This window comes from Streptomyces sp. BF23-19 (genome assembly GCF_041106355.1).
Taxonomy (GTDB): domain Bacteria; phylum Actinomycetota; class Actinomycetes; order Streptomycetales; family Streptomycetaceae; genus Streptomyces; species Streptomyces virginiae_A.
The window spans coordinates 20,884-40,135 of record NZ_JBGBPT010000083.1; the positions used below are offsets into that span (position 1 = coordinate 20,884).

At 72.1% G+C, this 19,252-nt stretch carries 17 protein-coding genes; 13 read left to right on the plus strand and 4 right to left on the minus strand.

The window, feature by feature from the left end; translation table 11 throughout:
* Nucleotides 1-153: 153 nt before the first annotated feature.
* The 4 genes from AB8A24_RS34475 (at nucleotide 154) to AB8A24_RS34490 (ending at nucleotide 3,914) form a co-directional block, all read left to right on the plus strand.
* Nucleotides 154-1,824 carry a flavin-containing monooxygenase gene (locus tag AB8A24_RS34475; RefSeq protein WP_369478460.1) on the plus strand — a complete coding sequence of 557 codons (1,671 nt, stop codon included), beginning with the start codon at nucleotides 154-156 and terminating at the stop codon, nucleotides 1,822-1,824.
* Nucleotides 1,821-2,777, plus strand: a complete 957-nt coding sequence (locus AB8A24_RS34480) for an alpha/beta hydrolase (RefSeq protein WP_328963047.1) — start codon at nucleotides 1,821-1,823, stop codon at nucleotides 2,775-2,777. Before AB8A24_RS34475 ends, AB8A24_RS34480 begins: the two co-directional genes overlap by 4 nt.
* Nucleotides 2,774-3,658: an SDR family oxidoreductase gene (locus AB8A24_RS34485; protein ID WP_030717092.1), complete on the plus strand. Its 885-nt coding sequence runs from the start codon at nucleotides 2,774-2,776 to the stop codon at nucleotides 3,656-3,658. Before AB8A24_RS34480 ends, AB8A24_RS34485 begins: the two co-directional genes overlap by 4 nt.
* Before the next feature lie 76 nt (nucleotides 3,659-3,734).
* Nucleotides 3,735-3,914, plus strand: a complete 180-nt coding sequence (locus AB8A24_RS34490) for a hypothetical protein (RefSeq protein ID WP_266392324.1) — start codon at nucleotides 3,735-3,737, stop codon at nucleotides 3,912-3,914.
* 94 nt (nucleotides 3,915-4,008) lie between these two features.
* On the opposite strand, the gene AB8A24_RS34495 is transcribed toward AB8A24_RS34490, so the two are convergent.
* Nucleotides 4,009-7,290: a S41 family peptidase gene (locus AB8A24_RS34495; protein WP_328963048.1), complete on the minus strand. Its 3,282-nt coding sequence runs from the start codon at nucleotides 7,288-7,290 to the stop codon at nucleotides 4,009-4,011.
* 152 nt (nucleotides 7,291-7,442) lie between these two features.
* Here AB8A24_RS34495 and AB8A24_RS34500 point away from each other — a divergent pair, with 152 nt between their 5' ends.
* Nucleotides 7,443-8,033: a TetR/AcrR family transcriptional regulator gene (locus tag AB8A24_RS34500; protein WP_328963049.1), complete on the plus strand. Its 591-nt coding sequence runs from the start codon at nucleotides 7,443-7,445 to the stop codon at nucleotides 8,031-8,033.
* Nucleotides 8,034-8,163: 130 nt separating this feature from the next.
* Nucleotides 8,164-10,365, plus strand: coding sequence for an MMPL family transporter (locus AB8A24_RS34505; RefSeq protein ID WP_328963050.1), 2,202 nt, complete (start codon nucleotides 8,164-8,166; stop codon nucleotides 10,363-10,365).
* Between the two features lie 85 nt (nucleotides 10,366-10,450).
* Here the strand turns inward: AB8A24_RS34505 and AB8A24_RS34510 are convergent, their stop codons facing one another.
* On the minus strand, nucleotides 10,451-10,849 hold the full coding sequence (locus AB8A24_RS34510) for an SsgA family sporulation/cell division regulator (protein ID WP_328963051.1): 399 nt from the start codon (nucleotides 10,847-10,849) through the stop codon (nucleotides 10,451-10,453).
* A 170-nt stretch (nucleotides 10,850-11,019) separates the two neighbouring features.
* On the opposite strand from AB8A24_RS34510, the gene AB8A24_RS34515 reads away from it, so the two are divergent.
* From AB8A24_RS34515 to AB8A24_RS34530, 4 genes are all read left to right on the plus strand, one after another.
* On the plus strand, nucleotides 11,020-12,117 hold the full coding sequence (locus tag AB8A24_RS34515) for an energy-coupling factor ABC transporter permease (RefSeq protein WP_369478461.1): 1,098 nt from the start codon (nucleotides 11,020-11,022) through the stop codon (nucleotides 12,115-12,117).
* A gap of 1 nt (nucleotide 12,118) precedes the next feature.
* Nucleotides 12,119-12,880: a cobalt ECF transporter T component CbiQ gene (cbiQ, locus tag AB8A24_RS34520; protein WP_328963053.1), complete on the plus strand. Its 762-nt coding sequence runs from the start codon at nucleotides 12,119-12,121 to the stop codon at nucleotides 12,878-12,880.
* Nucleotides 12,868-13,641: an ABC transporter ATP-binding protein gene (locus AB8A24_RS34525; RefSeq protein ID WP_328963054.1), complete on the plus strand. Its 774-nt coding sequence runs from the start codon at nucleotides 12,868-12,870 to the stop codon at nucleotides 13,639-13,641. The genes cbiQ and AB8A24_RS34525 overlap by 13 nt, the downstream gene beginning before the upstream one ends.
* Before the next feature lie 197 nt (nucleotides 13,642-13,838).
* Nucleotides 13,839-15,005 carry a serine hydrolase domain-containing protein gene (locus AB8A24_RS34530; protein WP_328963055.1) on the plus strand — a complete coding sequence of 389 codons (1,167 nt, stop codon included), beginning with the start codon at nucleotides 13,839-13,841 and terminating at the stop codon, nucleotides 15,003-15,005.
* Here AB8A24_RS34530 and AB8A24_RS34535 read toward each other — a convergent pair.
* Both AB8A24_RS34535 and AB8A24_RS34540 read right to left on the minus strand, forming a co-directional pair.
* Nucleotides 14,994-15,488 (minus strand): YbaK/EbsC family protein, encoded by a 495-nt coding sequence (locus tag AB8A24_RS34535; RefSeq protein ID WP_328963056.1) that lies wholly within the window; start codon nucleotides 15,486-15,488, stop codon nucleotides 14,994-14,996. The two genes, AB8A24_RS34530 and AB8A24_RS34535, sit on opposite strands and share 12 nt — an antisense overlap.
* A 75-nt stretch (nucleotides 15,489-15,563) precedes the next feature.
* Nucleotides 15,564-17,204 carry a penicillin-binding transpeptidase domain-containing protein gene (locus AB8A24_RS34540; RefSeq protein WP_328963057.1) on the minus strand — a complete coding sequence of 547 codons (1,641 nt, stop codon included), beginning with the start codon at nucleotides 17,202-17,204 and terminating at the stop codon, nucleotides 15,564-15,566.
* A 153-nt stretch (nucleotides 17,205-17,357) separates the two neighbouring features.
* Between AB8A24_RS34540 and AB8A24_RS34545 the strand changes: the two genes are divergently transcribed.
* From AB8A24_RS34545 to AB8A24_RS34555, 3 genes are all read left to right on the plus strand, one after another.
* A complete protein-coding gene (locus AB8A24_RS34545; RefSeq protein WP_328963058.1) occupies nucleotides 17,358-18,101 on the plus strand; it encodes a DUF6193 family natural product biosynthesis protein in 744 nt (247 codons plus the stop codon).
* A gap of 173 nt (nucleotides 18,102-18,274) precedes the next feature.
* Nucleotides 18,275-18,538, plus strand: a complete 264-nt coding sequence (locus AB8A24_RS34550; RefSeq protein ID WP_328963059.1) for a hypothetical protein — start codon at nucleotides 18,275-18,277, stop codon at nucleotides 18,536-18,538.
* Between the two features lie 248 nt (nucleotides 18,539-18,786).
* Nucleotides 18,787-19,152, plus strand: a complete 366-nt coding sequence (locus tag AB8A24_RS34555; protein ID WP_328963060.1) for a hypothetical protein — start codon at nucleotides 18,787-18,789, stop codon at nucleotides 19,150-19,152.
* The last annotated feature ends 100 nt before the right edge of the window (nucleotides 19,153-19,252 follow it).

Consider the following 19,252-nt stretch of genomic DNA (forward strand, 5'->3'; position numbering starts at 1 on the left):
ACCGGCAGTAACTTTCCGGGTCCGCCCCCTACCCATGAGTACGGAGCTGCTCTACCCTCCCGATTGTGCCAGTGATTGCTGGCAGTGTTTCGATGGTGTGGCGTTGCGGTGCGGTGCGTGGCTGGGACTGCGGATGAGCGGAAGGCGGCGGGCATGGGCGGGACAAGCGGCAGGGGCGGGCGCGAGCACGTACGGGTGGCGGTGATCGGGTCGGGCTTCGGCGGGCTCGGCGCGGCCGTACGGCTGCGGCGCGAAGGGATCACGGACTTCGTCGTACTGGAACGGGCCGACTCGGTCGGCGGCACCTGGCGCGACAACAGCTACCCCGGGTGTGCGTGCGACGTGCCGTCGCACCTCTATTCGTTCTCGTTCGCCCCCAATCCCGACTGGCCGCGGACCTTCTCCGGGCAGCCGGCCATCCGCGCCTACTTGGAGCACGTCGCCGACACCTTCGGACTGCGCCGGCACATCCGGCTCGACACCGAGGTGCGGATGATGCGCTGGGACGCGGACGAACTGCGCTGGGAGATCGAGACCTCGGCCGGATCGCTCACCGCCGACGTCGTCGTCTCCGCGACCGGGCCGCTGTCCGACCCGAAGATGCCCGAGATCCCCGGGCTCGCCGAGTTCCCCGGCAAGGTCTTCCACTCCGCCCGCTGGGACCACGACTACGACCTGCGCGGCAAGCGCGTCGCCATGATCGGTACCGGCGCCTCGGCCATCCAGATCGTCCCCGCCATCGCCCCCGAGGTGGAGCGCCTCACCCTCTTCCAGCGGACCCCGCCGTGGGTCATGCCGCGCACCGACCGGTCCATCACCGCGGTGGAGCGCTGGCTGCACCGTCAGCTGCCCTTCACCCGGGCGGCGCGGCGCGGGCTGCTGTGGGGGCTCCGGGAGCTCCAGGTCAGCGCCTTCACCAAGCGCCCGAACCAGCTCGGCCTCATCGAGTCCCTGGCCAAGGCCAACATGGCGCGCTCGATCAAGGACCCGGCGCTGCGCGCCGAGCTGACGCCCTCCTACCGGATCGGCTGCAAGCGGATCCTGCTCTCCAGCGAGTACTACCCGGCCCTGGCCCGGCCCGATGTGGACCTGGTCGCCTCCGGGCTCAAGGAGATCCGCGGCTCGGTGCTGGTCGCCGCCGACGGGACCGAGACCGAGGTCGACGCGATTATCTTCGGCACCGGCTTCCACGTCACGGACATGCCGATCGCGGACCGGGTGGTGGGCGCGGAGGGCCAGACCCTCGCGGACTCCTGGAAGGACGGGATGCAGGCGCTGCGCGGCGCCACCGCCGCCGGCTTCCCCAACTGGATGACGATCATCGGGCCGAACACCGGGCTCGGGAACAGCTCGATGATCCTCATGATCGAGTCGCAGCTCAACTACATGGCCGATTACCTGCGGCAGCTCGGCATGCTGGGCGGGAAGGTCGCGCTCGGCGCCCGGCCGTCCGCCGTCAACCGGTGGAACCGGCAGGTGCAGGCCCGTATGGAGCGGACCGTGTGGAACACCGGCGGCTGCACGAGCTGGTACCTGGACGCGCAGGGGCGCAACACGACGGTCTGGCCGGGGACGACGGGCGAGTTCCGCCGGGAGACGCGGAGCGTCGATCTGGCGGAGTACGAGGTCCTGCGGGTGGGGGAGCGCGAGCAGGTCCCGGCGGCGGTTTCGGCCGCCGCCGTGGGGGCCGGTGCGGCGCCGCTGCCGGCGCCGCTGCCCCCGGACCCCCGCGCCTCAAGCGCCGGCGAGGCCGGATTCGCCCCGGGCGGCGCCTCGAATGCCGGCGGGGCCGGATTCGGCGAGACGGCGGAGGAAGTCGCGTGAGCCGGTTGACGCACGTCGTCTCCGGGCCCTACGCCCCGCCCGTCGCACGGCGCGAGCTCGTCGCCGTCTCCGCCGACGGGGCCCGCCTGCACGTCGAGGTCCACGGGGACGAGGACGCGCCGGCCGTGGTGCTGGCCCATGGGTGGACGTGTTCCACCGCCTTCTGGGCCGCGCAGATCCGGGCCTTGGCAGCGACCCACCGGGTCATCGCCTACGACCAGCGCGGGCACGGGCGCAGCCCCGCCGGCCGGGCGCACAGCACCACCGCCCTCGCCGACGACCTGGTGGCCGTGCTGGAGGCCGCCCTCGCCCCCGGGGAGCGGGCGGTCGTCGCCGGGCACTCCATGGGCGGAATGACGATCATGGCTGCCGCGGGCCGACCGGAGTTCGCCGAGCGGGCCGCGGCCGCGCTGCTGTGCAGCACCGGCAGCTCCCGGCTGGTCGCCGAGGCGCTGGTCGTGCCGGTACGCGCCGGGCGCGTCCGGACCCGTGTCACCGGCGCGGTCCTCGGCTCCCGCGCCCCCCTCGGGCCGGTCACGCCGGTCGCCCGGAAGGTCCTCAAGTACGCCACCATGGGCCCCGGTTCCGCGCCCGACAAGGTCGAGGCGTGCGCCCGTATCGTCCATGCCTGCCCCACCGGGGTGCGGCACGCATGGTCCCAGGTGCTGGCCGGCCTGGACCTCGACGCCGACGTGGCCCGCCTCACCGCGCCCACCGCCGTGATCGGCGGCACCGCCGACCGGCTCACCCCGATCGTGCACGCCCGCGGGCTCGCCGCCGCGCTGCCGAACTGCGTGGGCCTGACCGAACTCACCGGCATGGGGCACATGACCCCGGTCGAGGCCCCCGAGGCCGTCACCGGCGCCCTGCGCGAGCTCGCCGAGCTGTACCTGGGCACCACCGATCCCGACATCACCGATCTGGGCACCACCGAGAAGGAGAAGACGCCGTGAGCGCTCGCAGGAGTCTGGAAGGCCAGGTCGCCGTCGTCACCGGCGCCGCCCGCGGGGTCGGCGAGCTGCTGGCACGCAAGTTGTCGGCCCGCGGCGCGAAGATCGCCCTCGTCGGCCTGGAGCCGGAGGCCCTCAAGGAGGTCTCCGAGCGGCTGCACACCGACAGCGACCACTGGTACGCCGACGTCACCGACCACGAGGCCATGGCCCGCGTCGCCGAGGAGGTCAAGCAGCGCTTCGGCAAGGTGGACATCGTCGTCGCCAACGCGGGCGTGGCCGCCGGCGGGCCGTTCGCCGACTCGGACCCGGACGCCTGGCGCCGGGTGATCGAGGTCAATCTGATCGGCGGGGCCGTCACGGCCCGCGCCTTCCTGCCTGTACTCATGGAGAGCCGCGGCTACTTCCTCCAGATCGCCTCGCTCGCCGCGATCACCCCGGCGCCGATGATGACCGCCTACTGCGCCTCCAAGTCCGGGGTCGAGGCCTTCGCGCACTGCCTGCGCGCGGAGGTCGGGTACAAGGGGGTCAAGGTCGGCGTCGGCTACCTCTCCTGGACCGACACCGACATGGTGCGCGGCGCCGATCAGGACGAGGTCATGCGGGAGTTGCGCCAACGGCTGCCCTGGCCCTCGAACCGCACGTACCCGCTGGGGCCGGCCGTCGACCGGATCGTCGCGGGCATCGAGAGGCGTTCGCCGCACGTGTACGCGCAGTGGTGGCTGCGTGGCATGCAGGGGATGCGCGGTTACCTGCCGGGGATGATCGCGACGGTCGGGCAGCGCGAGATGAAGCGCTTCGAGCCGCGTCTGGGTGGTGTGTCCAAGGGGCTCGTCGGGGCCGGCGGGGCCGCGGACGAGAAGGAGCGCACACAGAGTCACTGATCGAAATGCGACCTTTGTCCGCCCATGCAAGTCTGGTCGAGGCCCCACCCCCCACACCCCTCATGGAGTGAACAGCATGGGTATCAAGGACCAGTTCCAGGACAAGGCGCAGGAGCTCGAGGAGAAGGCCCAGAAGGGGCAGAAGCAGCCCGGCAAGGGCCCGCAGGACCCGAAGTCCCGGCGGACCCCGCAGCCGAAGGACTCGCCGCAGCGGTCGTTCGACGACATCCGGGACGAGCTCGACGACCGGACCTAGGCAGCCGGCCCCGACACCTGGGCCCGCACGCAGCGCCGAGGGGCGCGATCCCCGCTGTTCCCGGGGATCGCGCCCCTCCCGCACGCGGTACCGCTCACTCCCTGGGGGGCAGCTTCGGACGGCGCCGGTCCGGTACGTCGGTGTAGCCGGGCGGCACCGCTGCCGGATCCTGTTCCAGCAGTTCCAGCGCCAGGTGCACGGCGTCGTCGAGTTGGGCGTGCCGCCCCTCCGCCCAGTCGAGGGGGGTGCGTTGGATCTCCAGGTCCGGCTCCACGCCGTGGTTCTCCACCGACCAGCCGTACTCCGGGAACCAGGCGGCGTTCATCGGCACCGTGATCACCGTGCCGTCCCCCAGTGTGTGGCGGCCGGTCATGCCGACCACCCCGCCCCAGGTGCGCAGGCCCACCACCGGGCCCAGGCCCAGCAGTTTGAAGGCAGCGGTGATCATGTCCCCGTCCGAGGAGGTCGCCTCGTCGGCCAGTGCCACGATCGGACCCCGGGGCGCGTTGGAGGCGTAACTGACCGGCTGGGCGTTGCGCGTCAGGTCCCAGCCGAGGATGGAGCGGGTCAGCTTCTCCACCACCAGCTCGCTGATGTGCCCGCCCGCGTTGCCGCGTACGTCCACGATCAGCGCGGGCCGGGACATCTCCATCCGCAGGTCGCGGTTGAACTGGGCCCAGCCCGAGCCGCCCATGTCGGGGATGTGGAGGTAGCCGCACCGGCCGCCGCTGATCTCCCGGACCGCCTCGCGCCGCTTGGACACCCAGTCCTGGTAGCGCAGCGGCCGTTCGTCGATCAGCGGGACGATGGCGACCCGGCGGGCCCGGCCCTCGCCCGCCGCGGGCTGGAAGGTCAGCTCCACCGTGGTGCCGCCGGCGGCCGCCAGCAGCGGGTAGGGCCCGGCGACCGGGTCCACGGGGCGGCCGTCCACGTGGGTGAGCACCGCGCCCTCCCGGATGCCGGTGCCGGCCAGCGGGGAACGGGCCTTGGAGTCCGAGGACTCGCCGGGCAGGATCCGGCTGACCACCCATTCCCCGTCCCGGGGGAAGAGGTTGGCGCCGAGCAGGCCGATCGCCCGCTGGTAGTGCGGGGGGCCCTCGTTGCGGCGCGCGGGGGAGACGTAGGCGTGCGAGGTGCCGAGTTCGCCGAGGACCTCGCGCATCAGATCGGCGAACTCGTCGGGCGAGGAGACCCGTTCGACCAGGGAGCGGTACTGGGCCAGCACCCCGTCCCAGTCGATGCCGCACATCTTCGGCTCCCAGAAGTACGCCCGGATGATCCGCCCGGCCTCCTCGTAGGCCTGGCGCCACTCGGCCGCCGGATCCACCTCGTGCAGGATGCGCCGCAGGTCCAGGTAGACGGTCGAGTCGCTGTCGCCCGACTCGGTCGCCGGGACCGCGCGCAGGTCGCCGTCGTCGTTGATCACGAGCCGGGTGCCGTCGCCGCTGACCGCGAACCAGTCCAGTCCGGAGGCCAGTTCGCTCTTGCGGGCCTTGGTGAGGTCGAAGTGCTCCAGCGTCGGCTTGCCGCTGATGTCGGCCGGGTTGGCGAAGGTCTCGCCGAGCGCGCCGGAGATCGGCCAGCGCAGCCACACCAGCCCGCCGCCGTGCACCGGGTAGAGGGCCGAGTACTTGGACGCGGTCACCGGGAACGGGGTGACGCGGCTCTCCAGTCCCTCCACCTCCACGGTCACGGCGCCGTCGCCCTCGCCCGAGTCGCCCTCGGCCACGTCGAGTCCGCCGGCCGCGGGTCGGCCCTCGGCGGAGAGCGCGAAGGGGGAGGGGGTCGCGGAGTTCAGCGGCACCAGGTACGGGCGGCAGCCCAGCGGGAAGGACAGGTCGCCCGTGTGCACGTCGTAGACCGGGTCGAAGCCGCGCCAGGACAGGAAGGCCAGGTAGCGCCCGTCCCGGGTGAAGACCGGATTCTCGTCCTCGAAGCGGCCGTTGGTGACGTCCACGATCGTGCGGGCGCCGGGGCCGGAGATCCGGGCCATCTTGATCTGCCGCAGGGAGCGCCCGATGCCCGGATGCGACCAGGTCAGCCAGGCTCCGTCGGGGGAGAAGGCCAGGTCGGTGACGGGGCCGTTGATGGATGCGATCAGCTCGGTGACCTCGCCGTTGGACTCCTCGGTGGCGTCGATGAGCAGCAGTCGGCCGTCGTTGGAGGCGATGGCGAGCCGCTCGCCGTCCGGGTCGGAGAGCAGTTCGGTGACCCGCCCCAGTTGGCCCGAGGCCAGCCGGCGCGGTTCCCGTTCCCCGGAGGCCCGTGGCAGGTAGGCGATCTCGATCGCGTCCTCGCCCTCGGCGTCGGTGACGTAGGCGACCTGCCCGCCGCTGCCGAGCATCTCCGGCAGCCGTACGCGTACGCCCGGGGTGTCGGCGATGGTGCGGGCCGGGCCGTCGCGGTGGGTCAGCCAGTAGAGGCTGCCGCGCACCACGACCGCGCTGGCGCGCCCGGTGGCGTCCACGGAGAGCGAGTCGACGTGGCTGGCGGCCGGCACCTGGTACGTACGCCGGCCCGCGCGCGGGCCGCCGAGGCGGACGTCGAGCTTGCGCGGGACGGCGTCCCGGTCCAGGGACTCGACGAGCCACAGGTCGCCGGCGCACTGGTAGACGACGCGGGAGCCGTCGCTGGAGGCGTGCCGGGCGTAGAACTCCTCGTGGTCGGTGTGGCGGCGCAGATCGGTGCCGTCGGGCAGGCAGGAGTAGAGGTTGCCGATGCCCTCGTGGTCGGAGAGGAAGGCGATCCGGCCGTCCACGAACATCGGGGAGTCGAGGTGGCCCTCGACGTCCTCCAGCAGCCGCTGTCCGTGCAGCCACAGCCGGCCGGTGGCGCCGCCGCGGTAGCGCTTCCAGGCTGCGGGCTCGTGCGGGGGCTTGCCGGTGAGCAGCAGGGAGTGCCGCTCGCCCTCCGGGGTGGTGTGCACCTGGATGTCGGAGACGGGTCCCCAGGGCAGGCGGCCGCCGGGGCTGCCGTCGGTCGGGAGGCTGTAGGCCCAGGCGAAGTAGGAGAAGGGCTGGCTGTGCGAGGACACGGCCAGGATGTCGCTGCGGCCGTCCTCGTCGGGCGGGGACCAGCCGCAGACGCGGGTGTCGAGGGCGCCCCAGTAGCTGAGTTGGCGGGCGGGGCCGCCGTCGACGGGGGCGAGGTGGATCTCGGGGTCGAGGCTGCGCCAGCTGGTGAAGGCGATGTGCTTGCCGTCGGGGGAGAAGCGCGGGTGGCCGACGCGGGTCCGGTCGACGGTGATGCGCCAGGCCCGTCCGGGGGTCTGGCCGTCGGGGACCAGCGGGGCGACCCAGAGATCGTCCTCGGTGGCGAAGCAGAGAAGGTCGTCGTGCAGGTGCGGGAACCGGAGGTACGCGACGTCGTGACTCACCCCCCAATGCTTTCCGCGTAGGGAGGCCCTGGCAACTCGTACAGGTGATCCATGACACTCCCCCAAGCGAAACGGAACGGTTTCGTTTCGCTTGGGGGAGGGGTATCGTCTTGAGCGTACGGAACAGTTTCGCTTCGATGGGAGGCACGGACATGACCGAGGCGATGGCGGCCCGGCGTAGCCGGATCACCCCGGAGCGGCAGGCCGAACTGCACGAGGCGGTCCTCGACCTCCTGCGTGACGTCGGCTACGAGGCGCTGACCATGGACGCGGTCGCCGCCCGTACGAAGTCCAGCAAGGCCACCCTCTACCGCCAGTGGGGGAGCAAGCCGGAGCTGGTCGCCAAGGCCCTGCGTTGCACGCAGCCGGTCTCGCTGCGCGAGATCGACACGGGCAGCCTGCGCGGGGACTTCGCGCTCATGGTCGAGCACTCCGACGACGCGCAGATGGCCAAGGACACCGCGCTGATGCGGGGTCTGGCCCATGCCGTCCACGAGAGCCCGGAGCTGCACAAGGCCCTGCGCGACCTGCTGGTCGACCCGGAGATCAACGGTCTCCAGGCGATGCTGCGGCGCGCGGTGGACCGGGGCGAGATCCGCCCGGACTGTCCGGCGCTCGACTTCGTACCGCACATGCTCATCGGGGCGTTCATCGCGCTCCCGCTGATCGAGGACCGCTCGGTGGACCGGGCCTTCCTCGGTGACTTCATCGACGCCGTGGTCTTCCCCGCCCTCGGCGTCTGATCCTCGATCCTCCCCGTCCCCGCACGGCCTCTTCGCTGTTCCTGACACGCCGCTCTCGTCGTCGGGCCGGCTCCTCATGCCCTGATCCGAACCGGATCCATCCCACGACCAGAACGGGAGAACCACCGACGTGGCTACCTTCCTCTACCGACTCGGCAGAGGCGCCTTCCGGCGCCGCGGCCTCGTCGCCCTCCTCTGGGTGGCACTGCTGTTCGCCGCCGGCTTCGGCGCCGCCTCGGCGGCCGCGCCCACCTCCGGCTCGTTCTCGATACCCGGTTCGGAGGCCCAGAAGGCCTTCGACCTGTTGGACGAGCGCTTCCCGGGCATGGCCGCCGACGGCGCCACCGCCCGCATCGTCATCAAGGCTCCCGAGGGCGCCAAGGTCACCGACCCCGGCCCCAAGGCCGAGGTCCAGAAGATCGTCTCGAGTCTGAAGACCGGGCCGGGCGCGGCCGAGATCTCCTCCGTCGCCGACCCGTACGAGGTCCAGGCCGTGAGCCAGGACGGCTCCACCGCCTACATCAGCGCCAAGTACACCGTCAGCGGCATGGAGCTGAAGGACGACACCCGCGAGGCGCTCAAGGGTTCGGGCGAGGCCGCCAAGGCCGCCGGGCTGAACGTCCAGATCGGTGGCGACGCGCTGATGGCGGCCCCCGAGACGGGCTCCGGCGAGATCATCGGCATCGCGGTCGCCGCGATCGTGCTCGTCATCACCTTCGGCTCGCTGATCGCCGCCGGTCTGCCGCTGCTGACCGCGATCATCGGCGTGGGCATCGGCGTCTCCTCCATCACCGCGCTCGCCAACGTGCTGGACCTCGGCAACACCACCGCCACTCTCGCGACGATGATCGGCCTCGCGGTCGGCATCGACTACGCCCTCTTCATCGTCTCCCGCTACCGCGTGGAGCTCGCCGAGGGCCGCGAGCGGGACGAGGCCGCCGGCCGCGCAGTCGGTACCGCCGGCTCCGCCGTCGTCTTCGCCGGTCTGACCGTGGTCATCGCCCTGGTGGGCCTGGCCGTCGTCAACCTCCCCATGCTGACCAAGATGGGCTTCGCGGCCGCGGGCACCGTGGTCATCGCCGTGCTCGTCGCGCTGACCCTGGTCCCGGCCATCCTCGCCTTCGCGGGCAAGAGGGTGCTGCCCGCGGGCGAGAAGAGCCGGCTGTTCGGCAAGGGCAAGCCGGCGGGCGCCGAGAAGAAGGCCAACGGCGGCACCCGCTGGGCCCGCTTCGTCCTGCGCCGCCCCGTCATGGTGCTGCTGGCCGGTGTGATCGGCCTCGGCGTCATCGCCATCCCGGCGAGCAAGCTGGAGATGGGTCTGCCGGACGACGGCGCCCAGCCGGTCTCCACCACCCAGCGCCAGGCGTACGACCTGCTGTCCGACGGCTTCGGCCCCGGCTTCAACGGCCCGCTGATGGTCGTCGTGGACGGGGACAAGAAGCTCGCCGACCAGACCGTCGACCGGATCAAGGGCCTGGACGGGGTCGTCGCGGTCACTCCGCCGACCCTCAACGAGGCCGGCGACGCCGCGGTCATCACCGTCATCCCGAAGGACCGCCCCTCCTCCACGCACACCGAGGAACTGGTCCACGAGATCCGTGACGGCAGCGGGGACGACGTCCTCGTCACCGGCGCCACCGCGATGAACATCGACTTCTCGCAGAAGATGAACGACGCGCTGCTGCCCTACCTGGCGCTCGTCGTGGGCCTCGCCTTCCTGCTGCTGATGCTCGTCTTCCGCTCGATCCTGGTCCCGCTCAAGGCGGCCCTCGGCTTCCTGCTCTCGGTCGTCGCCGCACTCGGCGCCGTCGTCGCGGTCTTCCAGTGGGGCTGGCTCGGCTCGGTCTTCGGGGTGGAGCAGACCGGTCCGATCATGTCGATGATGCCGATCTTCATGGTCGGTGTGGTCTTCGGTCTGGCCATGGACTACGAGGTCTTCCTCGTCACCCGGATGCGTGAGGCGTACGTCCACGGCGAGCGCCCGGGCCAGGCCGTGGTCACCGGCTTCCAGTACAGCGCGCGGGTCGTCGTGGCCGCCGCCGTCATCATGATCGCCGTGTTCGCGGGCTTCATCGGGGCCAGCGAGCAGATGGTCAAGATGATCGGTTTCGGTCTGGCCGTCGCCGTCTTCTTCGACGCCTTCGTGGTCCGCATGGCCATCGTCCCCGCGGTGCTCGCCCTGCTCGGGCACAAGGCCTGGTGGCTGCCGAAGTGGCTGGACCGCCTGCTGCCGAACGTGGACGTGGAGGGCGAGAGCCTGCGCAAGCACCTGGAGAAGTCCGCGGACTCCCCGGAGGGTCCGGACAAGGACCGCGAGCTGGTCAACGCCTGAACCTGACGGCCCGTACGGGCCGTCAGCACAGCCCGGCCCCGTATCGCCTGATCACCAGGCGGTACGGGGCCGGGCCCGGTTGGGCCTATCGGGTGGCGGACACCGCGGGTGCGTAGGTGCGGCGGAGGAACCGGCGCAGCGCGGCGATGTCGAACTGGACGACCGCGACGCCCTCGGGGGAGTGGAACTCGACGACCGCCTGGACGCGGCCGCAGGGCCAGACGCGTACGTCCCCGGTCCCGGTCGGAGCCTGGAGGCCGGCCTCCAGAAGGGCCCGGGGGAGGACCCACTCGTTGTCGGTGCCCTCGGGGGACAGGCCTGCCGGGAAGACGATCCGTACGGCCAGCGGCTCGGCGGCGGCGAAGCGCAGGGCGACCGGGATCGTCCGGTAGAGGGGATCGTCGGTGATCACACGGGCGCGTACCCGCTCCTCGACGGCGCTTGCGGTGGCGGTCGCTGGTGGATTCTCGGCGGTGGCTGACATCGACAAGACTCCTCGAAATCGGAACATTTGCGTCCGTTTGTCCCGTCCAGCCTCGCACATTCCCACGAAAGCGCGCGGTTCTATTTGTGATGGCACCGCTCTTGCCAACGATTTGCAACTGGGCACTATGGTTGAACAGCTAAAGACTGAGTAAGAAGCGGAGCCACTCCATGCATGTGCCCGACGGATTCATCAACGCACCCGTGTCGGTGGCCGCCGGAGTGGCGGCCGCCGCCGCGGTGGCCGTCAGCCTCCGCGGCGCCCGGCGCGAACTCGACGAGCGCACCGCGCCGCTCGCCGGTCTCGTCGCCGCCTTCATCTTCGCCGTCCAGATGCTGAACTTCCCGGTCGCCGCCGGCACCAGCGGCCATCTGCTGGGCGGGGCGCTCGCCGCGATACTCGTCGGCCCCTACACCGGCGTGCTGTGCGTGTCCGTCGTCCTGCTCATGCAGGGCATCCTCTTCGCCGACGGCGGCCTGACCGCCCTCGGCGTGAACGTCACCGTCATGGGCGTCGTCACCGTCGTCGTCGCCTACGCGATCTTCCGCGGGCTGCTGCGGATCCTGCCGTCCACCCGCCGCTCGGTGACCGTGGCCGCCTTCACCGGCGCCCTGCTCTCGGTGCCCGCCGCGGCCGCGGCCTTCACCGCCGTCTACGCCATCGGTGGCACCACCGACGTGCCCATCGGCAAGGTGATCACCGCCATGGTCGGCGTGCACGTGCTCATCGGCATCGGTGAGGCCGCCATCACCGCGGCCACCGTGGGCGCCGTGATCGCCGTACGTCCCGACCTGGTGCACGGGGCCCGCGGGCTGACCACGCGCCTGAAGCTGCGCGTCGACGGCGCGCTCGTCGACGCGCCTGCCGCGGCCTCCACGCCTGCGGCCTCCACGCCTGCGCCCGCCGGCGCCGGCCCCGGTTCGACCCGCAAGGTGTGGGTGACCGGCCTGGTCACCGCCCTCGTGCTCGCCGGGTTCGTCTCCTTCTACGCCTCCGCCGACCCCGACGGCCTGGAGAAGGTCGCCGCGGACAAGGGGATCGACGAGAAGGTCGAGGAGCACGCCGCGGCGAACTCCCCGCTCGCCGACTACGGCGTCAAGGACGTCGACGACGCCCGCCTGTCCGGCGGCCTCGCCGGGGTCATCGGCGTCGGCGTGACCGTCGTCGCCGGCACCGGGATCTTCTGGACCGTGCGCCGCCGCCGGACGGAGGACCTCACCGCCACCTCCACCGCCACCGCCCCTTCCACCACCGTCTCGGCAGGCTGACATGGGGGCCGGCCACGCCCACAAGCTCTACCGCCACGGCCACTCGCCGGTCCATGACCTGCCCGCGCACTGCAAGCTCGCCGCGACCCTGGCCTTCGTCGTGGTCGTCGTGTCCACACCGCGCGAGGCGGTGTGGGCCTTCGGCCTGTACGCCGTCCTCATCGCGGCGGTGGCCGCCGTCGCCCGGATCCCGGCCGGCTTCCTGCTCCGGCGCCTGCTGGTCGAGGTGCCCTTCGTCGCCTTCGCCGTGCTCATGCCCTTCGTGGCCGAGGGCGAGCGGGTGCAGGTGCTCGGCATGTCGCTCAGCGTCTCGGGCCTCTGGGGCGCCTGGAACGTCCTCGCCAAGGGAACCCTCGGCGTGGCCGCCTCCGTCCTGCTCGCCTCGACGACCGAGCTGCGGGCCCTGCTGCTGGGCCTGCAACGGCTGAAGCTGCCGCCCCTGCTCGTCCAGATCGCCTCCTTCATGATCCGCTACGGCGATGTGATCAGCGACGAGCTGCGCCGGATGTCCATCGCCCGCCGCTCCCGCGGCTTCGAGGCGAGCGGAATCCGGCACTGGGGGGTGCTGGCCAAGACCGCCGGCGCGCTGTTCATCCGCTCCTACGAGCGCGGCGAGCGGGTCTACCTCGCGATGGTCAGCCGTGGCTACGCCGGCTCGATGCCGGTGATCGACGAGGTCGCCGCCACGCGCGCCCAGTGGGCGTACGCGGCCGCACTCCCCGTGACGGCGCTCGCCGTCTGTCTGATGGGATGGACCCTGTGACCCGTACTCCCTCCCTCGAAGTCGCCGGACTCGCCTACGCCTACCCCGACGGCCACCAGGCCCTCTTCGGGGTGGACCTGACCGTCGGAAAGGGCGAGCGGGTCGCCCTGCTCGGACCCAACGGCGCCGGCAAGACCACCCTGGTGCTGCACCTCAACGGCATCCTCGGCGGCGGGGTCGGCACCGTGACCGTGGCCGGGCTGCCGGTGGAGAAGCGCAACCTCGCCGAGATCCGCCGCCGGGTCGGCATCGTCTTCCAGGACCCCGACGACCAGCTGTTCATGCCGACCGTGCGCGAGGACGTGGCCTTCGGCCCGGCGGCGGCCGGCATGCGCGGCGCCGAGCTGGAGCAGCGGGTCCGGGAGGCCTTGGACCAGGTCGGGATGGCCGACTTCGCCGACCGGCCGCCGCACCACCTGTCCTTCGGCCAGCGCCGCCGCGTCGCGGTGGCGACCGTCCTGGCCATGCGGCCCGACATCCTGGTGTTGGACGAGCCCTCGTCCAACCTGGACCCGGCCTCGCGCCGCGAGCTCGCGGACATCCTGCGCTCGCTGGACGTGACCGTGCTGATGGTGACGCACGACCTGCCGTACGCGCTGGAACTGTGCCCGCGCTCGGTGATCCTCAGCGAGGGGGTCATCGCGGCCGACGGCCGCACGCAGGAGCTCCTGTGCGACGACAAGCTGATGCGGGCCCACCGGCTGGAGCTCCCGTTCGGCTTCGACCCGCGCACGCCCCTTCTGACGCGCCCCTCGCACTGATCTTCTGACGCGCCCCTCGCACTGATCGGCGCCGGGGCGCCTCCCAGGCTTCGAGCCGCTGCGTCGGACTCCGTCCGCCGGTCCGGGTCCGGGCCCGGTGAGCCGTTCCGGGGGACCCGGGAAGCAGGGCCGTCCGGCAGGCGTTGCATTGTGGCGTAGGCGCCGTCGGGGCGCCGCGGCAGGTGCTGGGAGTAGACGTGGATGTCCACGGGTCGGTGGCGGAGGGCTTCGAGCCCGTCAGAGATGCGTTCGTACGCAACTTCGAGGTGCTCGGGGACCGGGGCGCGGCCGTCGCCGTCTACCGGGACGGCCGCAAGGTCGTCGACCTGTGGGGCGGCACCCGCGACGCGGAGGGCACCGAGCCCTGGACCGAGGGCACCGCACAGATCGTCCGTTCCGCCACCAAGGGCGTGGCGGCCGCCGTACCCCTGCTGCTGCACCAGCGCGGACTGCTGGACCTGGACGCGCCCGTGGGCTCGTACTGGCCGGAGTTCAAGACGGGCGGCAAGGAGCGGATCCTGGTCCGCGACGTGCTCGCGCACCGCGCGGGCATACCGGCGCTGGACCGCGGGCTGAGCGCCGCCGAGGCCGCCGACGGAGTGTCCGGGGCGCACGCGGTCGCCGCGCAGCAGCCCTTCTGGGAGCCGGGCACCGAGCACGGCTACCACGCGCAGACCTACAGCTGGCTGGTGTCCGAGCTGGTGCTGCGGGCGACCGGCCGCACGGTCGGCTCGGTCCTCGCGGAGGAGATCGCCGAACCGCTGGGACTGGAGTTCTGGATCGGCCTGCCGGAGACCGAGACCCACCGGGTGGGCCGGGTGGCGCCGGTCGAGCCGCCCGAGAGCGCGGGCATGCTGCGGACCCGGCCGCGGCGCAACGTCTCCGAGGCCTACGCCGACCCGGACTCCCTCACCCGCCGCGCCTTCGCCGCCATCGCACCGCTGCCCGACGAGAACGATCCCGCCTACCGGGCCGCCGAACTCCCCGCCTCGAACGGCATCGGGACGGCCCGCGCCCTGGCCCGTTTCTACGGGGCCACCATCGGCGTGGTCGAGGACGGCGCGCGGATCTTCACCCCGGCCACCACCGAGCTGGCCGCCCGGGAGCACTCCGCCGGACCGGACCGGGTGCTGGTCGTCAACACCCGCTTCGGCGCCGGCTACATGCTGCACGGCCCGGCCTCCCCGCTGCTCTCGCCGGCCTCGTTCGGCCACCCCGGCCGCGGTGGCTCCCTGGGCTTCGCGGACCCGGAGGCGGGCATCGGCTTCGGCTACGTCACCAACGCCTTGGCCAAGTCGGTCACCGCGGACCCCCGGGCGCAGGCCCTGGTCCGGGCCCTGAAGTCGGCCCTGTCAGCCCTCTGAGGCTCCCTCGCTCCGCTCGCGTACGTCGGCCAGTGTGGCTCCCGCGTACGCGATGAGCTCGTCCGGGGCCATCGGGAACACCGTGGTCGGGGTACCGGCCGCCGCCCAGATCTCCTCGTGGGCGAGCAGCGACCGGTCGGCCAGCACCCGGGTCCGCGTGCGGTGCCCGAAGGGCGGGACCCCGCCGATCGCGTAGCCCGTGGTCTCCCGGACCAGGGCGGCATCGGCCCGCGTCACCTTCCCCGCGCCGAGCTCGTGGCGTACGGCCTCCACGTCCACGCGCGAGGCCCCGTCCATCAGGACCAGTACCGGTACCCCGTCCGCCGCGAAGATCAGCGACTTGACGATCTGGCTCAGCTCGCAGCCGATCGCGGCCGCCGCGTCGGCGGCCGTACGGGTTCCTTCGGGAAAGCTCCGGACGGTGAGGTCGAGGCCCAGCCCGGCGAGGGCCTCGGCGAACAGGGGGTGCGTGGACGTCGTCATGCCGCGACGCTATCGCCGCCGGGCGCGGCGACACGACCGATTTCGGCCCGAGCCGGTCGCGTCGCCGCCACTCGGTCAGCCCGCGTTCAGTACCTGGGCGACGATCGGACCCGCCGCCTCGCCGCCGTGGCCGCCGCCCTCCACCATCGCGGCCGCGGCCACGTCGCCGCTGAAGCCGGTGAACCAGCTGTCCGGGCTCTCCCCGGAACCGCCGACCTCCGCCGAGCCGGTCTTGGCGCCCTTGTCCGAGCCGCGGACCGAGGCCATCGCCTTCTGGCCGGTGCCGCTGGTGGCCGTCAGCTTCATCATGCCGACCAGTTGCTGCTGCACCGAGGACTTCATCCGGCGCTCGGCCGTCGCGAGCTTGCGCCCGTCGAGTTCCGGCGAGACCAGCACCGGCTGGCGGAAGACGCCGGTGCGGGCCGTCGCGGTGATGGACGCGACGTTCAGCGGGTTCATGGTGATCTGACCCTGGCCGATGTACTCGGCGGCCGCCGCCGCCCCCGTGGCCGGCGGGACCTCGCCGTCGGTGGACAGGATGCCGGTCTTCCAGTCCAGGCCGATGCCGAAGACCTCCGTGGCCTCGTTCGGCAGCGCGGAGTCGTCGTCGACGGGCTTGATCTGCTTGATGAAGGCGGTGTTGCAGGAACGGGCGAACGAGGTCGCGAAGTTGGTGCCGGGCGGCAGGTCGAAGTGGTCCAGGTTGTGGAACTCGCGACCCCAGGTCACCGTCTTCTCGCACGGCGCCGGCTTGTCCGCGGCGACCAGGCCGCGGTCCATCAGCATCGCCGCCGTCACGATCTTCATCGTGGATCCGGGCGCACGCTTGCCCCGCATCGCCGCGTTGAAGCCGTCCTTGCGGTGGTTCGCGACGGCCAGGATGTGTCCGTTGCTCGGCTGGACGGCGACCACCGAGGCCTCCGGGAACTTGGTGACCGCCTGCTCGGCCGCGGCCTGCACCTTCGCGTCCAGGTACGTCTTGAGGGTGCTCGGCTCGCCCTCGACCAGGGTCAGCAGGGTCCGCTTGGGCGCCTCCTTGGCGACCGGCTCGATCCACACCTCGGCCCCGGGCTTGCCGCCCGCCTTGTTGCCGTAGGTCTGGCGCAGCTCGTCCAGGACCTGGCGCAGCGAGGGGTACTTCTCCGCGGTCAGCTCCTCGCCGTTGCGGTCCACGGCCTTGACGGGCGGGTTCGCCGGAGCGCCCGCGCGCAGCTTCTCGTCCTTCTGGAGCTGCGGGTGGATCACCGAGGGCTGCCAGTCGACCAGTGGCTTTCCGCTGGTCAGCCCACGCACCACGGTCAGCTGGGAGTCGTAGGCGAGCGGCTTGGTCGTGCCCTCGTACGTGATCTCCGCCTCGACCTTGAACGGCACGGTGGTGCCGTTCGGCGTGCCGGGGGTGATCACGGCCTTGGACACGTACGCCTTGGTCTTGAATTCCCCGACCGCGGCCTGCGCGGCCGCGGCGTTGTTCGTCAGGTCGGCGGCCACCCGCTCGTCCCCGGCCGCCCACGCGGCCAGGAAGGCCTTGGCGGTCTTCGCGGCGTCCTTCTCGCTGACCGGCCCGCTGCCCTTCTCGGCCTGGACGGAGGTCTCGCCGTCCGTGCCCTTCCCTTCTCCGTCGGCATCGCCGACCAGCGTGTACACCCCGTACCCGGCACCGCCGACCAGGGCGAGGAACACCCCGCCGATGACGGCACCCTTCGCTGCCCCGTTCACTTGAGTCCTTCCCCCATGAATACGGTTCTCTGAACACGTTCAAAGAACCCTTGGTGCGGACTTTACTCTGTGCAGCGTTCCGGTACGTCGTTGTTACCGGACCGGGACATCCGGCGGGGGTCCCGGCCCGCGGGCCGGGCACAATCGGGAGCTGTGTCCACACCTCCTGATCCCGCCGTCCTGTACCCCGACGTCGCGGCCCGCGGCAGCCTCGCCGCGGCGCTCCGAGCCGCGGCGGACGGCCGCCTCGACGCCGCCCTCGCGGCCTCGCCCGACTCCGGTCCACTGCTGCACGAGAGCGTCGCGAGCACGCTGCCGCACCGCGAGCCGCTGCGGATCAGCGCGTCGACACACGAGCGGCGCTGGTCGATCCACGGCGGGGAGCCGTTCCAGGGCTCGTGCCTCATCGACGGGGACACGGACGATCTGGCCCAGGTCGCCAGGGCGGCCCAGGCCTGGCACGACGGCGAGACCCTCGACGACATCCGGCGGGCGGCCCCGTTCGTGCACCTGACGGGCCACTTCGAGGTGCCCGACCTCGATCCCGTCCGCCTGGTGGAATCGCAGTGGCAGGGCATGCTCCGGGAGGCGCGCGAGCTGGAGTACTCCTGGCAGGCGCAGTACCAGGCCCTGGTCGAGGCGGCCTACGCCGAGCCGGCCCTGCGCGCCCTCTACCCGTTCACGAGCCACTGGACGCTGCGCTTCTCGTCCACCACCCGCCCGAGCCTGACGCTCGGCAGCCCGTGCCTGAGCGCGGGCGGCGACGGCACGTACGGGGTGGGCACCGGCTTCATCACCCCGGACCTCGGCGTGTTCACCACGGCGCCCGAGGCCGCGGCGCTGGCCGTGCGCCATCTGCCGACCGACTTCGGACCGGTCACGCTCGGCCGGCCCTAAGGGCGTGTCCGAAAGTGCGTGCTCCGGTGCCGTGTTCTAGCGTCGGAAGGGCGAGGGTGACCGTTGCGCCGAGCCGGTCGCCCACCGGAGTGCCCGCTCCCCGCCGCCGCCCCCGCCCGCGGTCCGGCGTGTCGGCGGACCGCGTGACCCACCGAGAGAGCAGGTGCATCCGCATGCGTCCGTCGGCTCGTATCCCCAGCATCCTGGCAGCACTGGCGCTCGCCCTCGGCGGCGCCGCCATCGCCGCCCCCGCCGCCCACGCGGACGTGAAGGCGTGCGAGCAGTACGTCGCCCAGCACGCCCCGAAGGCCACGGACGGCGCCGGGGAGGCGTGCTACCAGGGGTACATCGGCAACCTGACCAGCTGCAACGCCAGCCTGGTCGCGGTCGGCGCGAGCAAGGGCGTCGCACAATCGGCCTGCGAGGCGTCCCGGTAACGGCCACGACCACTCCCCGAACCGATCCCGCCGCCCCGACCGAGCAAACCCTTGTTCGCCGGTTGCCGGTTGCCGGTCGCCGTTCCGGGGTGCCGGTGGAGAGTCGGCGTGCATCATCGGTACACGTACGCACCGGCGACCGAGGGAAGCACGTGGGCATGCAAGAGCGGTGGCAGAGCAGGCAGGGCGAGCTGACCGCCAGGAACGAGGCTCGGGATGCCGCAGCCCTTCAGCGGCGTGATGCCGTGGTGGACACCGCGGAAAGCGCGATCGTAGCGGCGGCGTCCGACGCGTTCGAACGGGGCGACGGCTGGTTCGAAGCCGAGGTCGAGCAGCGCGGTACCAGCGGCTGGTCGGTCTACGGGAGCGCCGCGTCGGACGTCGGCCGGCCGGCTCCCACGAGGCGCGAGATCACCCCGCTCGGGCCGGGAGGGGCGTCGCCGCGGAGTGACCTGCTGTCGCGGATCGAGGATGAGGGCTGGTCCCTGCACACCGCCCAGTACGTCCACGTGCACCTCAGCGAGGAGTCCCGGAGCAGCGGGCTCTTGTCGGGCGATCGGGTGGCGGTCAAGGGGAAGATCGTCGGCTTGTACTTGTTCCGCAGGGCGCGCTGAGCCCCAAGCGTCTGAAGGTCGCGGGGGATGGCTCTCATCGTCGAGGGGCGGCCCAGGACGGCCGGCGACCACCACTGACAACCACGACGGGCCCGGCACC

Excerpts from the sequence above, each read along its gene's own strand:
- AB8A24_RS34535 (WP_328963056.1), bottom strand. The coding sequence starts at position 15,488 with ATGACGACGTCCACGCACCCCCTGTTCGCCGAGGCCCTCGCCGGGCTG.
- AB8A24_RS34500 (WP_328963049.1), top strand. The coding sequence starts at position 7,443 with ATGACCGAGGCGATGGCGGCCCGGCGTAGCCGGATCACCCCGGAGCGG.
- AB8A24_RS34515 (WP_369478461.1), top strand. The coding sequence starts at position 11,020 with ATGCATGTGCCCGACGGATTCATCAACGCACCCGTGTCGGTGGCCGCC.
- AB8A24_RS34490 (WP_266392324.1), top strand. The coding sequence starts at position 3,735 with ATGGGTATCAAGGACCAGTTCCAGGACAAGGCGCAGGAGCTCGAGGAG.
- cbiQ (WP_328963053.1), top strand. The coding sequence starts at position 12,119 with ATGGGGGCCGGCCACGCCCACAAGCTCTACCGCCACGGCCACTCGCCG.
- AB8A24_RS34510 (WP_328963051.1), bottom strand. The coding sequence starts at position 10,849 with ATGTCAGCCACCGCCGAGAATCCACCAGCGACCGCCACCGCAAGCGCC.
- AB8A24_RS34550 (WP_328963059.1), top strand. The coding sequence starts at position 18,275 with ATGCGTCCGTCGGCTCGTATCCCCAGCATCCTGGCAGCACTGGCGCTC.
- AB8A24_RS34525 (WP_328963054.1), top strand. The coding sequence starts at position 12,868 with ATGGACCCTGTGACCCGTACTCCCTCCCTCGAAGTCGCCGGACTCGCC.
- AB8A24_RS34475 (WP_369478460.1), top strand. The coding sequence starts at position 154 with ATGGGCGGGACAAGCGGCAGGGGCGGGCGCGAGCACGTACGGGTGGCG.